The organism is Mesorhizobium sp. WSM3859 (genome assembly GCF_002295065.1).
In the GTDB taxonomy this organism is placed as follows: domain Bacteria; phylum Pseudomonadota; class Alphaproteobacteria; order Rhizobiales; family Rhizobiaceae; genus Mesorhizobium.
Genome location: NZ_NSGG01000011.1, coordinates 134,744 through 148,834 on the forward strand (window position 1 = coordinate 134,744; position 14,091 = coordinate 148,834).

The window sequence follows — 14,091 nt, forward strand, 5'->3', positions numbered from 1 at the left end:
TAAGTGGTCCAAGCCGCTGCCGGCTTCGCAAAGAATAATCAAACCCTGAGCCGGGAACTCAGGTCAACAAAAACAGGGAACGATCACAATGATGCTGGAAAAGTTTGCCGTCCGTAGCTTGCTTGCGGGTGTGGCGATGACTGCGCTTCTCGCAACGCCCGCTTTCGCGGTCACGCCCGCCGACACGCTGGTCGAGGGCTTCGCCATCGACGACATCATCTCGATGGATCCGGGCGAGGCGTTCGAGCTGTCGACGGCCGAAGTCACCGGCAACACCTATGATCTCCTGGTCCGTCTCGATCTCAGCGACACCTCCAAGGTCAAGCCCGACCTCGCCGAGAGCTGGACCGTTTCCGACGACGGCCTGACCTACACCTTCAAGCTCAAGCCCGGCATGAAGTTCGCGTCCGGCAATCCAATCACCGCGGCCGACGTCGCCTATTCCTTCGAGCGCGCCATCAAGCTCGACAAGAGCCCGGCCTTCATCATCAACCAGTTTGGCATCAGTGGCGACAACGTTACCGAGAAGGCCAAGGCGGTCGATGACACCACGTTCCAGTTCGTCGTCGACAAGGCCTATGCGCCGAGCTTCGTGCTCAACTGCCTGTCCGCCACCGTCGCCTCCGTCGTCGACGCCAAGCTGGTCAAGGAGCATGTCGCCGCCGCCACGCCGAGCGCGGACTATAAATGGGACAACGACTTCGGCAATGCCTGGCTGAAGACCGGCTATGCCGGTTCGGGCCAGTACAAGTTGCGCGAATGGCGCGCCAACGAAGCCGTAGTTCTGGAGCGCAACGACAACTACAACGGCGAGAAGGCCAAGCTCGCCCGCGTCATCTACCGCAACATGAAGGAAAGCTCGGCCCAGCGCCTGGCGCTCGAAGCCGGCGACATCGACGTCGCCCGCAACCTCGAGCCGAACGACCTCGACGCTATCGCCAAGAATGCCGACCTCACCACTACCAGCGCGCCGAAGGGCACCGTCTATTACATCAGCCTCAACCAGAAGAACCCGAACCTCGCCAAGCCCGAGGTGCGGCAGGCGTTCAAATATCTGGTCGACTATGACGCGCTGAGCACCACCATCCTCAAGGGCATCGGCGAGATCCACCAGTCCTTCCTGCCCAAGGGCGACCTCGGCGCCATCGACGACAACCCGTTCAAGCTCGACGTCGCCAAGGCCAAGGAACTGCTCGCCAAGGCCGGCCTGCCGGACGGGTTCAAGGTGACCATGGATGTGCGTGTCGGCCAGCCGACCACGGGCATGGCGGAATCGATCCAGCAGACGCTTGGCCAGGCCGGCATCCAGCTGGAGATCATCCCGGGTGACGGTAAGCAAACGCTTACCAAGTACCGCGCCCGCAACCACGACATCTATATCGGCAACTGGGGCCAGGACTACTTCGATCCGAACTCGAACGCCCAGACCTTCGCCTCCAATCCGGACAATTCCGACGCCGCTAAGATCAAGACGCTAGCCTGGCGCAACGCCTGGGATATCCCGGACCTGACCAAGCAGACCGAGGCGGCGCTTCTGGAAAAGGACTCGGGCAAGCGCGCCGACATGTACAAGGATCTGCAGAAGAAGATTCTCGACACCAGCCCCTTCGTCATCATCCACCAGCAGCTGGAAGTGGCGGGCTTGCGCAAGAACCTCAAGGGCTTCGCGCTCGGCCCGAGCTTCGACACCAACTTCGTCGGTCCGGTCTCGAAGGAATAGCGTCCGCGGACGCGCCTAGTGAGCGTAGCTGAAAACCAGGCGGCGGCAGGGCGCGGCAGCGCCCGTGCCGTCGCTATCCTATCCTCGCTCGGCCGCTTCCTGGTCGTCGCGGTGACGACCTATCTCGGTCTTCTCGCGGTTACCTTCTTCATCGGCCGCGTCATCCCGATCGATCCGGTGCTGGCCGTCCTCGGCGATCGCGCGCCGACCGCCGTCGTCGAGCGCACGCGCCGCGAGATGGGCCTCGATCTGCCCTGGATCGAGCAGTTCTATCTCTATGTCAAAGCAGCGCTGAGAGGTGACTTCGGCACCTCGGTGCTGACCACCAATCCGGTGATGTCAGACATCCGCCGGGTCTTTCCGGCAACCATCGAGCTGGCGACGCTGGGTACCCTGATCGGCGCCGTCCTCGGCGTGCCGCTCGGCGTGCTGGCCGCCGTCAAACGCGGCAGCCTGATCGACCAGATCGCGCGCATCATCGGCCTGATCGGCTATTCCGTGCCGATCTTCTGGCTGGGGCTGCTCGGGCTCGTCCTGTTCTACGCCAAGCTGCAATGGGTCGCCTTTCCGGCACGGCTCGACGTGGTCTACGAATATACCTTCACGCCGATCACCGGCTTCTACCTGCTCGACTCGGCCATGCAGGGCCAATGGGACGTCTTTTACGACGCCTACCGCCACATCATCCTGCCGGCGGCGCTGCTTGGCTATTTCGCGCTCGCCTATATCAGCCGCATGACCCGCTCCTTCATGCTGAACGAGCTGGCGCAGGAATATATCGTCGCCGCGCGCGCCAAGGGCCTGTCGGAGACGCGCATTATCTGGGGCCATGCGCTGCGCAACGCGGCGGTGCCGATGGTGACCGTGATTGCGCTTTCCTATGCCAGCCTGCTCGAAGGCTCGGTGCTGACCGAGACCGTCTTCTCGTGGCCCGGCATCGGCCTCTACATCACCAATTCCCTGACCAATGCCGACATGAACGCCGTGCTCGGCGGCACCATCGTCATCGGCTCCGTCTTCATCGCCATCAACCTTCTGTCGGACTTGCTTTACCGGCTGCTCGATCCAAGGACGAAGGTCGGATGAGCGCCGAGGCAATCCAGTCACGTCGCGAATGGTTGCTCAGCGACCGCCCGGCCTCGCGCCTGCAAGCGAAACTCGGCCGCGCCTATGTCGCCTGGCGGCGATTTTCCGCCAACCGGCTGGCTTTGGTCGGGCTGCTCATCATCCTCGCGCTGGTGGTGGTTGCCGCCCTTGCCGATGTGCTGGCGCCTTACTCGCCGACCGTCGGCGACCTGAAGAACGCCCGCCTGCTGGCGCCGAGCGCCGCGCATTGGTTCGGCACCGACGACCTCGGCCGCGACATCTATTCGCGCATCGTCTACGGCTCGCGCTGGACGCTTTATGTCGTCATCCTCGTCGCCATCATCGCCGCGCCCATTGGCCTTTTGGTCGGCACCGTCGCCGGTTACGCCGGCGGCTGGACCGACACGATCCTGATGCGCATCACCGACATCTTCCTCGCCTTTCCCAAGCTGGTGCTGGCGTTGGCTTTCGTTGCGGCGCTCGGCCCCGGCATCGAGAACGCCGTGCTGGCAATCGCCATCACCTCCTGGCCGCCTTACGCGCGCATCGCCCGCGCCGAGACGCTCACCGTCCGCAACTCCGACTACATCAAGGCAGTGCAATTGATGGGCGCCTCGCCCTTCCGCATCGTGCTGCGCCACATCATGCCGCTCTGCATCTCTTCGCTGATCATCCGGGTGACGCTCGACATGGCCGGCATCATCCTCACCGCCGCGGGCCTCGGCTTCCTCGGTCTCGGCGCGCAGCCGCCGCTGCCGGAATGGGGCGCGATGATCGCCTCCGGTCGCCGCTTCATCCTCGACCAATGGTGGGTGGCTGCCGCGCCCGGCGCCGCCATCCTCATCGTCAGCCTCGGCTTCAACCTGCTCGGCGATGGGCTGCGCGACGCGCTCGACCCCCGGAGTGGTGACCAATGAGTGGCGACCAATGAGCGACGCGCTCCTCGACATCGACGAACTGCGCGTCACCTTCCCGACCCGCACCGGCCTCGTGCAGGCGGTGCGCGGCGTGTCCTTCTCGCTGGGCCGCGAGCGTCTCGGCATCGTCGGCGAAAGCGGATCCGGCAAGTCGCAGACTGGCCGCGCCATCATGGGGCTGACCCCGCCGCAGGCCGAGGTTTCGGCCAAGAAGCTAGCCTTCGACGGCATCGACCTGCTCTCGATCTCGCCACGCCAGCGCCGGTCGCTCAGGGGAAACCGCATCGCCATGATCCTACAGGATCCGAAATATTCGCTGGATCCGGTGATGACCATCGGCCGCCAGATCGTCGAGACGCTGCGCACGCACGAAAAGGTCTCCAAGGCCGAGGCGCGGGAGCGGGCGCTGGCCATGCTGCAGGCGGTGCAAATCCGCGATCCGGCCCGCGTCTTCGACCTTTATCCGCACGAGGTCTCGGGCGGCATGGGCCAGCGCGCCATGATCGCCATGATGCTGATCACCGGACCCGAGCTGATGATCGCCGACGAGCCGACCTCGGCGCTCGACGTCACCGTGCAGCTCGACGTGCTCAAGATCCTCGACAAGCTCGTCGCCGAGCGCGGCATGGGGCTGATCTTCATCTCGCATGATCTGCGCCTGGTGTCGTCCTTCTGCGACCGCGTGGTCGTCATGTATGCCGGCAAGGTGGTCGAGCAGATCAAGGCGTCCGAACTGCGCGATGCCCAGCACCCCTACACGCGCGGCCTGCTCAACTGCATGCCGAGGATCGGCTTCGAGCGCCATCCGCTGCCGGTGCTCGACCGCAAGCCGGAGTGGGCTGCATGACCGCCGCGATCGCCATCGAGGGACTGGAAGTGGTCTTCGACCGTTTTCGCGCGCTGAAGGGCGTAAGCCTGGAAGTGCGCGAAGGCGAATCCTACGGCCTGGTCGGCGAAAGCGGCTCCGGCAAGTCGACGCTGCTGAAGGCGATCACCGGCCTTGCGCCTGTCGCTTCCGGCACCGTCACCGTCAACGGCAAGCCCCTGGGCAAGACGCGCGACAAGGCCTTCTACCGCGAAGTGCAGATGGTCTTCCAGGACCCGTACGGCTCGCTGCATCCGCGCCAGACTGTCGATCGCCTGCTGCAGGAGCCTTTGGCTATCCACGGCATTGCCGATGGCGAAAAGCGCATCGAGCGCGCGCTGGACGAGGTCGGCCTTGGCAAGGGTTTCCGCTTCCGCTATGCGCACCAACTCTCCGGCGGCCAACGCCAGCGTGTCGCCATCGCGCGTGCGCTGATCCTCGAACCTTCGATCCTTCTGCTCGACGAGCCGACCTCGGCGCTCGACGCCTCGGTGCAGGCAGAGGTGCTGAACCTGCTGGAAGAGGTGCGGCGGCGCCACAAGCTCACCTTCCTGATGGTCAGCCACGACCTCGCCATCATCACCCATATGTGCGAGCGGCTGATGGTGATGCAGAATGGCGAGGCGGTGGAAACGCTGACCGCAAGCCAGTTGATCGGGCATCGCGTCAGCGAGGATTATACGCGCAACCTGCTCAGGGCGAGCGAGGGGTTCGTGCGGACGGCTTGAGATGGTCCTGTTGGCGCATAGCCATTTAGGAGATTTCGCATGGAGCGATGGGACTTCGAAGACCCACCGAACGTCGCGGTCTTATCGGACACGGGCATATTCAGACACGGCGACTGGATCGCATACGTTGTGCATGAAAATGACGATGACGACGACGATAACGACAACGATGAAGGGGGCAGTTGGCAGTTCTACAGCAGCGACACGCGAGATCGGAATGAAAGCGACATGATGCTCGTAGGCTTGCGAGAGGTGGTTGACCGGGACAAAAGCATCCTGGAATTGGCCGATTTGCCAAAGGGTTGGCACGCTTGGCGCAGCTCAAAGTCATCGCCGTGGCAGCGCGCCAAGTCGCGTCCTCTCGGCCTACGCGATGACGAATGACGCCTTAGGTTGGGGTGGTCTGCGTCAGATCTCCGGTCTCTGAAACAGCCATGCTTTCCCTATTTTTCGGTTCCTTGACCCTGAACCACGTCACGTAAAGCGCCGGCAGGAAGAGCAGCGTGATCGCCGTGCCGGCGATGATCCCGCCCATCATCGCATAGGCCATCGGCCCCCAGAACACTTCGCGCGCGATCGGGATCAGCGCGAGACTGGCAGCCGCGGCCGTCAGCGCGATCGGCCGCATGCGATGCTCGGTCGCCTCGATCACGGCCGCCCAGCGGTCCTTGCCTTCCTTGACGAGATCCTCGATCTGCACGATCAGGATGACCGAGTTGCGGATCAGGATGCCGATCAGCGCCAAGACGCCGAGTATGGCGACGAAGCCGAGCGGCGCGCCGCTGGGCACCAGCGCCGCCACCACGCCGATCAGGCCGAGCGGCGCCACCGCCACCACAAGGAACAGGCGCTGGAAGCTCTGCAACTGGATCATCAGGATGGTCGCCATGACGAACAGCATCAGCGGCACCACCGCCGCGATCGGTCCCTGGCTCTTGGCGCTTTCCTCGACCGAGCCCGCGGTCTCGACCGAATAGCCGGGCGGCAGCTTGGCGATGAAGGCGTCGACCGACGGCTTCAACTCGTTGACGACCGTCGCCGGAAGCACGTCGCCGACCAGGCCGGCGCGTACGGTGATCGTCGGCGTGCGGTTGCGCCGCCAGACCGTCGGCTGTTCGAGGTCGTAGCGGAAGCTGGCGATTGCCGCCAAGGGGATCGACTCGCCGGTGCCGGTCGGCAATTGCAAGTTCTGCAGCGTCGAGATCGAGCTGCGGTCCGCCTCGCGCGAGCGCGCCACGACATCGATCAGATAGGTGGCGTCGCGCACTTGGGTGATCGTCGAACCGCCTACCGTGCTGTTCAGCGCGCTGGCGATGTCGGATGAGGTGATGCCGAGCTGGCGCGCCTTGTCCTGCAGCACGTCGACCCTCAGCACGCGCTGCGGCTCGTTCCAGTCGAAGGTCGGCGCGGCCAGCTTCGCATTGGCCGAGATCAGGCCGGCAAATTGCTGCGCGAGTTCCCGCACCGTCTGGATATCGGGGCCGCCGACGCGGTATTGCACGGGGCGACCAACCGGCGGGCCGAGCTCGAGCGGCTTGACGAAGGCGTCGGTGCCGACGAATTCCTCGCGCAGCAGCTTCTCCAGCGCCGGCTTCACCCGGTTGCGTGCCTCGATGCTCTTGGTGACGATCACGGTCTGGCCGAAATAAGGATTGGCCGGCTGCACGTCAAAGGCAAGCAGGAAGCGCACCGCGCCCTGGCCGATATAGGAACTGAAATGATCGATATCGGGATTGCCGACCAGCGCCCGCTGTTCAAAGCGCTCCATCTGGTCGCGTGTCTCGGTGATCGAGGAGTTCTGCGGCAGATTCCAGTCGACGATCAGCTCCGGCCGGTCGGAGGGCGGGAAGAACTGCTGCTGGACGAGGCCGAAGCCTGCGACCGAGGCGGCGAACAGAAGCACCGTCACGATGATCGTCAGCCAATGGCGGCGCACGGAGAAGACAAGCACGCGCCGGAACAGCGAGGTGAAGCGCCCGGGTTGGTCGTGATGTTTCTCCTTCATCGTCGCCGGCAGGATGGTGACGCCGAGCAGCGGCGCGAACAGCACCGCCACGATCCATGACACCAATAGCGACACGGCGATGACGACAAACAGCGTGAAGGTGTATTCGCCGGCGGCGCTTGAATTGAGCCCGATCGGGATGAAGCCGGCGACCGTCACCAGCGTTCCCGTCAGCATCGGAAAGGCGGTCGACGTATAGACAAAGGTCGCCGCCTTGCGCAGATTGTCGCCGACCTCCAGCCGCGCCACCATCATCTCGACCGCGATCATCGCGTCGTCGACCAACAGGCCGAGCGCGATGATCAAGGCGCCGAGCGAAATGCGCTGCAGCGAGATGCCGAGATATTCCATGACGGTGAAGGTGATCGCGAGCACAAGAGGTATCGACAGCGCTACGACGAAGCCGGCGCGCATGCCGAGGCTGACGAAGGAGACGGCGAGCACGATCGCGACGGCCTCGAACAGCGCCCGCGTGAAGCCCGAGACCGCTTCCTCGACAATTACCGGCTGGTCGGCCACCAGATGCACGCCGACGCCGACGGGCAGGTCGGCCAGCACCTTCTGCATCTCCTCATGCAGCGCCTCGCCGAATTTGAGCAGATTGGCGTTGGGCTTCATGCCGATGGCAAGGCCGATGGCATCCTGCCCGTTGAAGCGGAACAGGGTCGTCGGCGGGTCGACATAGCCGCGCCGGATCGTCGCCACATCGCTCAGCCGGAAGAAGCGGTCGTTGACGCGCAAATTGATGGCCCGCAGGCTCTCCTCGGAGGTGAACTGGCCGCCGACGCGCACGCTGATGCGCTCCGGTCCGGACTCGATGACGCCGGAGGGCGTGATCGCGTTCTGCGCCTGCAGGCTGGCGACGATTTGCTGCTGGTTGAGGCCGAGCGCCGCGATCTGCCGGCTCGAGAATTCGAGGTAGATCGCCTCGTCCTGCGCGCCGATCAGATCGACCTTGCCGGCATTCGGCACGGTCAGGATCTTGGTGCGGACATCCTCCACGTAATCGCGCAGCTGGCGCGGCGTCAGCCCGTCGGCGGTGAAGGCGTAGATGTTGCCGAAGACGTCGCCGAAGCGGTCGTTGAAGAACGGTCCCTGTACGCCTTGCGGAAGCTGCGCCTTGATGTCGTTGACCATGTTGCGCACCTGAAGCCAGTTCGGCACGACGTCGCGCGCCTTGGTGGTGTCCTTCAGGTTGACGAAGATGACGGTCTGGCCGGCGGTGGTGACGGATTTGGTATAGTCGAGGCTATCGAGCTCCTCGAGCTTCTTCTCGATGCGGTCAGTCACCTGCTGCACCGTCTCCTTGACCGAGGCGCCCGGCCAATTGGCCTGGATGATCATGGTCTTGATGGTGAAGGCGGGATCTTCCTCGCGGCCGAGATTGAGATAGGAGAAAATGCCGGCCACCACGAAGACCAGCATGAAATACCAGACCATGGAGCGGTGGCTGAGCGCCCAGTCGGAGAGGTTGAAGCCCTTCATCAGACGCCGCCCTCCGGCACTTTGACCTTCTGGCCCTCGGCCAGGCTGTGGGCGCCGGCGGTGACGACGCGCATGCCTGCTTCTAGTCCTTTCGCCACCGTGAAGGAGCCGCCATTTTTCGAAGCGACCTTGATCTCGCGCGCGCTCACGCTGGAGGATTGCGGATCGACGATCCAGACTTTCTCCGACCCATTCTTTTCGAGCAGTGCCGACATCGGCAGTTCGATCGTCGGCGCGACCTTGGTCATGCGCGTCGCGGTGATCGTCGAACCGAGCCGGAACGCCGTCGGCGGATCGACCAGCGTCAGCTTCACGCGCCGTGTGCGGGTAGCGCCTTCCGACTGCGGCGCGATCTCGCGCAGCTTGGCCTGCGTCTTGATCGTCGGCAGCGATTGCAGGACGATCTCGAAGGGCATGCCGACGGTGAGATCGCCGGTCAGCTGGTCGGGGATGTCGACCACGGCCTCGCGCGGGTCGGTGCGCGCCACGGTGACGACGGTCTGTCCCGGCGAAACGGTCTGGCCGACCTCGGCGCCGACCGCGGTGACGACGCCGTCGAAATCGGAGAACAGCCGGGCATAGCCGAGCTGCTCCTGCGACTTGGCCAAAGCGGCATTGGCGCGCTCGACGCCGGCTTCCGCCGCCTGCCGCGCCTGTTTGGCGGCATCGAATGTGGCTTGTGAGGTGTTGGCCGAGGCAAGCAGCTGGCGCTGGCGATCCTCGCTGGCGGCGGCGTTGACGAACTGTGCCTGGGCGTTCGACAGATCGGCTTTCGAAGCCTGGACGGCAAGCTCCAGTGCAGTCGGATCGAGCGCCGCGATGGTCGTGCCCTTGGTGACGAGATCGCCGACCTTGACGTCGCGCGAGACGACGCGACCGAGCAGGCGGAAGGCAAGGTCGGCGCTGTATTGCGGTTCGACCGAACCGGCGAAGCCGAAGGTCTCGACGGTCTTGGGCTCGATCACCACCGACAGCACCGGCCGTATGACCTCCGGAAGCTTCTCTTCCGAACGCGAGCAGGCGGCAAGCGTGGCAAGGATCAGCAAGGGAGCGATGCGCGGCAACCGGTTCATTGGCTGGCTCCAGCGACCTCGACGGTCTGTCCGGGGCTGAGCAATTGTCCGCCGGCGGTGACGACGCTCTGGCCCTCCTGCAAACCCTTGTCGACGGCGACCACGCCGGAATCGAAGGCGAGCACCTCGACCGGCGCCGTGCTTACAGCCTTGCTCGACGGATCGACGATCCAGACGGCGGGCTTGCCGGCGGTCGAAGTCAGCGCCTGCCAGGGCAACAGGATGGCCTTGACCGGCTTGGCGCTGACCGTGCCGATCACGGCCGCACCCAGCGGCATGCCTGCGGGCGTCTCGGGGATGCCGACCTTGACCCGGATCGACCCAGACTGGGTGTCGACCGCCGGCGAGACCTCGCGCACCTTGCCGGTCGCGCGCACCTGCGGGTCCGACAGAAGCGTGATCGTCACCGCCGGAGAAGGAGGTGTCTGGACAACCAGTGTCTCGTGTACGTTGAAGACAGCGTCGCGGTCGCCGTCCTCGGCGATGGTGAACACGGTCTGCGCCGCCTGCACCACCTGCCCGGCCTCGACCTGGCGCGCCGTGATGACGCCGGCGGCCCCAGCCTTGAGCTCGGTGTAGGACAGGTTTTCCTTGGCATTGGCCAAGGCGCTCTGCGCGGCATCGACGTTGCCCTGTGCCACTTTCAGCGTCTGGTCCGCGGTGTCGAAATCCCGTCTCGTCGTAAACCCTTGCGAAAGCAGCGTCTTTTGCCGCTGGTACGTGGCCGCGGCCTGGGTGAGCTGCGCCTGTGCGGCGTCGAGGTCGGCCTGCGCCGATCGCAGGTCCGATTGCTGTTCCTGCGGATCGATGCGGGCAAGCACCGCGCCCTGGTCGACATGCTGGCCGACATCGACCAGCCGCTCGGCGACGCGGCCGCCGACCCGGAACGACAGATTGTTGAGTGTGCGGGCCGCGATCACCCCGGTCAGCGAGGTCCGCGGCGCATAGTCGGCGAGCGCGACCGTCTGCGTGGTCACCAATACCGGCAATTTCTTCTCCGCCGCCTGCTGCTTTTGGCAGCCGGATGCCGAGATCGCCGCGCCGGCGCAGGCCAGCAGCAACAGCGTTTTTGAATGACAAAGAAGGCGGAGCGGCGAAGACCGCAACGCGGACGATGTCGCGTTCCTGTTCATGGTTCCCTCAACCCGTGGGAGTCGCTCCTGAGATTAATCGATGGGCGGGAAAAGGAAACCATTTCTGCGGTGCCTATCGGCAGGCTGGTTAAAGGCCTTTTCCGGGCCTGGCAGGCCCAATCGACTGGGCCATAGTGCCGACTTGAGGAAATCGTGAAATAAGGTCAGAAGGGTTTCGATCAACGGAACGGGGCCGATCTCGACGAGGGACGGCCCGATGAGGGACGCGATGAAGAATTCAGCCATTTCCGAACGCAAGAACCAGTCGATCTCGCGCGGCGTCGGCATGACGACGCAGATCTACGCCGATCGCGCCGAGAATTCGGAAATCTGGGATGTCGAGGGGCACCGCTACATCGACTTCTCCTCCGGCATCGCCGTGGTCAACACCGGCCATCGCCATCCGAAAGTCATCGAGGCGGTCAAGGCGCAGCTCGACCGCTTCACCCACACCTGCCACCAGGTCGTGCCCTACGAAAGCTATGTACGGCTGGCCGAGCGGCTGAACGGCATGCTGCCCGGCAAGTTCGAGAAGAAGACGGTCTTCGTCACCACCGGCGCCGAGGCGGTCGAGAACGCCATAAAAATCGCCCGCAACGCCACCGGCCGCCAGGCGGTCATCGCCTTTTCCGGCGGCTTCCACGGCCGCACCTTCATGGGCATGGCGCTGACCGGCAAGGTCGTGCCCTACAAGGTCGGCTTCGGCGCCATGCCCGCCGATGTCTTCCATGCGCCGTTCCCGGTCGCGCTGCATGGCGTTTCGGTCGCGGACTCGCTTGCCGCGCTCGACAAGCTGTTCAAGGCCGATGTCGATCCGAACCGGGTGGCCGCCATCATTGTCGAGCCTGTGCAGGGCGAGGGCGGCTTCTACGAAGCGCCGCGCGATTTCATGGCAGCACTGCGTAAGATCTGCGACCAGCATGGCATCCTGCTCGTCGCCGACGAGGTGCAGACCGGCTTTGCACGCACCGGCAAGATGTTCGCCATGGATCATCATGACGTGGCGCCCGACCTCACCACAATGGCCAAGAGCCTTGCCGGCGGCTTCCCGCTGTCGGCCGTCACCGGCCGCGCCGAGATCATGGACGCGCCCGGGCCGGGCGGGCTCGGCGGCACCTATGGCGGCAGCCCGATCGGAGTCGCCGCCGCGCATGCCGTGCTCGACGTGATCGACGAGGAAAAGCTCTGCGACCGCGCCAATGCGCTGGGCGCCCGGCTGAAGCAGCGGCTGGAATCGATCCGCGACGATGTGCCGGAGATCGTCGACATCCGCGGCCCGGGTTTCATGAACGCAGTCGAGTTCAACGACGTGAAGAAAGGCCTGCCGTCCGCCGAATTCGCCAATGCGGTCAGGTTGAAGGCGCTCGACAAGGGTCTGATCCTGCTCACCTGTGGCGTCTACGGCAATGTCATCCGCTTCCTGTCACCGATCACCATCCAGGACGGCGTGATGACCGAGGCGCTGGATATCCTGGAGAGCTCGATCCGCGACGCACGGGGGGCCTAACCAGCGGCTCTTGCCGGCTCGCTTTCGCTGAAGGTGGCAAGCGCGGCCTTCAGCGCATCCGGCCCGCCTCCCACCGTTTGCGGCGTCGGCGAGAAGCCCGCGCCGAGCATCTTGCGGCCAAGCATGTGGTCGGCCGGGCGGTTGACGGATTCGATGCCGAGCAGCCGGCTGCCGGCATAGTGGTAGATCGAGAATTTATTCTCGGCGGGATCGCCGAGCACCACGTGGCTGTCCCCGCCTTGCGTCAGGCCGACCATCTGCAGCTTCATGTCGCCGATATCCGACCAGAACCACGGGACGGCAGAGAAAGGCTCCACGTGCTCGAGGATGGTGCGCGCGGCGAGCCGCGCCTGGTCGGTGGCGTTCTGCACCGATTCCAGCCGCACGTCGCCGCCCGTGAACCAGTGCCGGTAGGAGGCCGCGTCGCCGATGGCGAGGATTTTGGGAACAGAGCTCTGCATGTGCTGGTCGACGCGGATGCCGTTTCCGATGGCGAGCCCAGCGGCCTCCGCCAGCTCGACATTGGGCACCACGCCGATGCCGATGATCACCATTTGCGCCGACAGGCGCTCGCCGCCGGATGTGATCGCGGCCGAGACGCGGCCGTTGTCGCCTTCCAGACGGGCAACGGTGGTGCCGGTCAGGATGCGTACGCCGATCGCCTCCAGGCGCTGGCGCACATGCGCGGCGATGACCGGCGCCACGGCGCGGCCGAGCAGCCGGTCGACCGCCTCGACGACGGTGACGTTGCGGCCCGCGGCCCTGAGCGTCGCCGCGATCTCAAGACCGATGAAGCCGCCGCCCAGAATGACCACGTCCTGGCTTTGCGCGCTGAACTCGCGGATCAGGCGCGCATCGGCCAGCGAGCGCAGCGAGACCACGCCGGCAAGGCCGACACCGTCGAGCTTGAGCAGCCGCGGCCGCGAGCCGGTCGCAAGCACCAGCCGGTCGAATCCGAGCGTTCCACCGCCTGCCACATTCAACCGGCCCAAGCCGGTATCGATGCTGTCGATGCGCACGCCTGGCCGGTAGTCGATGGTATTGCCCGTATAGAAGGCCTCGCCGCGCAAGGGCTGCGGCTTGGCTTCGGGGTCCTTGATGAAGGTCTTGGACAGCGGCGGTTTGTGATAAGGCAGTTCCTGCTCGTCGCCGATCAGGACGACGGGCCCTTCATAGCCCTCTTCGCGCAGGCTGGCTGCAGCCTGCACGCCGGCATGGCCCGCACCGACAATCACAACCCCGTTCGTCATCGCAATCCTTTTTTGCCTTGAAATCTAGGCTGTTGCGCCAAGTGGCGATTGTCTGCCGCCGCCGCAAGAGCCGCCGATCGGGTCGCACCCAGAACGGCTGTCTGTCAATCGAGCCACTGGCGAACTTTTCCTGCCTCGGCCGGCCTTAAAGTTGACATTTGTAGTTTAGAATAATTCTAAACTATTGTTTCAATTGAATTTTTCCTGTGGCGCCAGTTGACTTCCGGTCTTTCCATCGCTTTATGGAGAGCTGCGCGGAAAGCGCATCCCCTTTGATGTCTGGGCCTTGAACCCTTTCGATTGGAGGCAAGTGAGTGTCTTT

General features: G+C 64.5%; 11 protein-coding genes. 7 read left to right on the top strand and 4 right to left on the bottom strand.

The annotated features are described in order from the left end of the window. Window positions 1-88 precede the first annotated feature (88 nt). Genes CK230_RS22255 through CK230_RS22280 form a run of 6 tightly spaced genes read left to right on the top strand, consistent with a single transcriptional unit; the run spans window position 89 to window position 5,700 of the window. The gene (locus CK230_RS22255; protein WP_095819289.1) at window positions 89-1,720 is read left to right on the top strand and encodes an ABC transporter substrate-binding protein; all 1,632 of its coding nucleotides are present in this window, start codon (window positions 89-91) and stop codon (window positions 1,718-1,720) included. A gap of 18 nt (window positions 1,721-1,738) precedes the next feature. Next, window positions 1,739-2,806 (top strand): ABC transporter permease, encoded by a 1,068-nt coding sequence (locus CK230_RS22260; protein WP_095819290.1) that lies wholly within the window; start codon window positions 1,739-1,741, stop codon window positions 2,804-2,806. Next, window positions 2,803-3,723 (top strand): nickel transporter permease, encoded by a 921-nt coding sequence (gene nikC, locus CK230_RS22265; RefSeq protein ID WP_095819291.1) that lies wholly within the window; start codon window positions 2,803-2,805, stop codon window positions 3,721-3,723. Before CK230_RS22260 ends, nikC begins: the two co-directional genes overlap by 4 nt. A 10-nt stretch (window positions 3,724-3,733) precedes the next feature. Continuing rightward, window positions 3,734-4,570: an ABC transporter ATP-binding protein gene (locus CK230_RS22270; RefSeq protein WP_095819292.1), complete on the top strand. Its 837-nt coding sequence runs from the start codon at window positions 3,734-3,736 to the stop codon at window positions 4,568-4,570. Beyond that, window positions 4,567-5,316 carry an ABC transporter ATP-binding protein gene (locus tag CK230_RS22275; RefSeq protein ID WP_095819293.1) on the top strand — a complete coding sequence of 250 codons (750 nt, stop codon included), beginning with the start codon at window positions 4,567-4,569 and terminating at the stop codon, window positions 5,314-5,316. The genes CK230_RS22270 and CK230_RS22275 overlap by 4 nt, the downstream gene beginning before the upstream one ends. 39 nt (window positions 5,317-5,355) lie before the next feature. Beyond that, the gene (locus CK230_RS22280) at window positions 5,356-5,700 is read left to right on the top strand and encodes a hypothetical protein (RefSeq protein WP_095819294.1); all 345 of its coding nucleotides are present in this window, start codon (window positions 5,356-5,358) and stop codon (window positions 5,698-5,700) included. A gap of 4 nt (window positions 5,701-5,704) precedes the next feature. Here CK230_RS22280 and CK230_RS22285 read toward each other — a convergent pair whose 3' ends face one another. Genes CK230_RS22285 through CK230_RS22295 form a run of 3 tightly spaced genes read right to left on the bottom strand, consistent with a single transcriptional unit; the run spans window position 5,705 to window position 10,940 of the window. Beyond that, window positions 5,705-8,806, bottom strand: coding sequence for an efflux RND transporter permease subunit (locus CK230_RS22285; RefSeq protein ID WP_095819295.1), 3,102 nt, complete (start codon window positions 8,804-8,806; stop codon window positions 5,705-5,707). After that, window positions 8,806-9,879: an efflux RND transporter periplasmic adaptor subunit gene (locus CK230_RS22290; protein ID WP_095819296.1), complete on the bottom strand. Its 1,074-nt coding sequence runs from the start codon at window positions 9,877-9,879 to the stop codon at window positions 8,806-8,808. The genes CK230_RS22285 and CK230_RS22290 overlap by 1 nt, the downstream gene beginning before the upstream one ends. Beyond that, entirely contained in the window at window positions 9,876-10,940 is a 1,065-nt protein-coding gene (locus tag CK230_RS22295) for an efflux RND transporter periplasmic adaptor subunit (RefSeq protein ID WP_245430019.1), read from the bottom strand. The genes CK230_RS22290 and CK230_RS22295 overlap by 4 nt, the downstream gene beginning before the upstream one ends. 301 nt (window positions 10,941-11,241) lie before the next feature. Here CK230_RS22295 and CK230_RS22305 point away from each other — a divergent pair, with 301 nt between their 5' ends. Continuing rightward, window positions 11,242-12,519 carry a 4-aminobutyrate--2-oxoglutarate transaminase gene (locus CK230_RS22305; RefSeq protein ID WP_095819299.1) on the top strand — a complete coding sequence of 426 codons (1,278 nt, stop codon included), beginning with the start codon at window positions 11,242-11,244 and terminating at the stop codon, window positions 12,517-12,519. Here CK230_RS22305 and CK230_RS22310 read toward each other — a convergent pair. After that, window positions 12,516-13,769, bottom strand: a complete 1,254-nt coding sequence (locus CK230_RS22310; RefSeq protein ID WP_095819300.1) for an FAD-dependent oxidoreductase — start codon at window positions 13,767-13,769, stop codon at window positions 12,516-12,518. The genes CK230_RS22305 and CK230_RS22310 overlap by 4 nt on opposite strands. Between the last annotated feature and the right edge of the window lie 322 nt (window positions 13,770-14,091).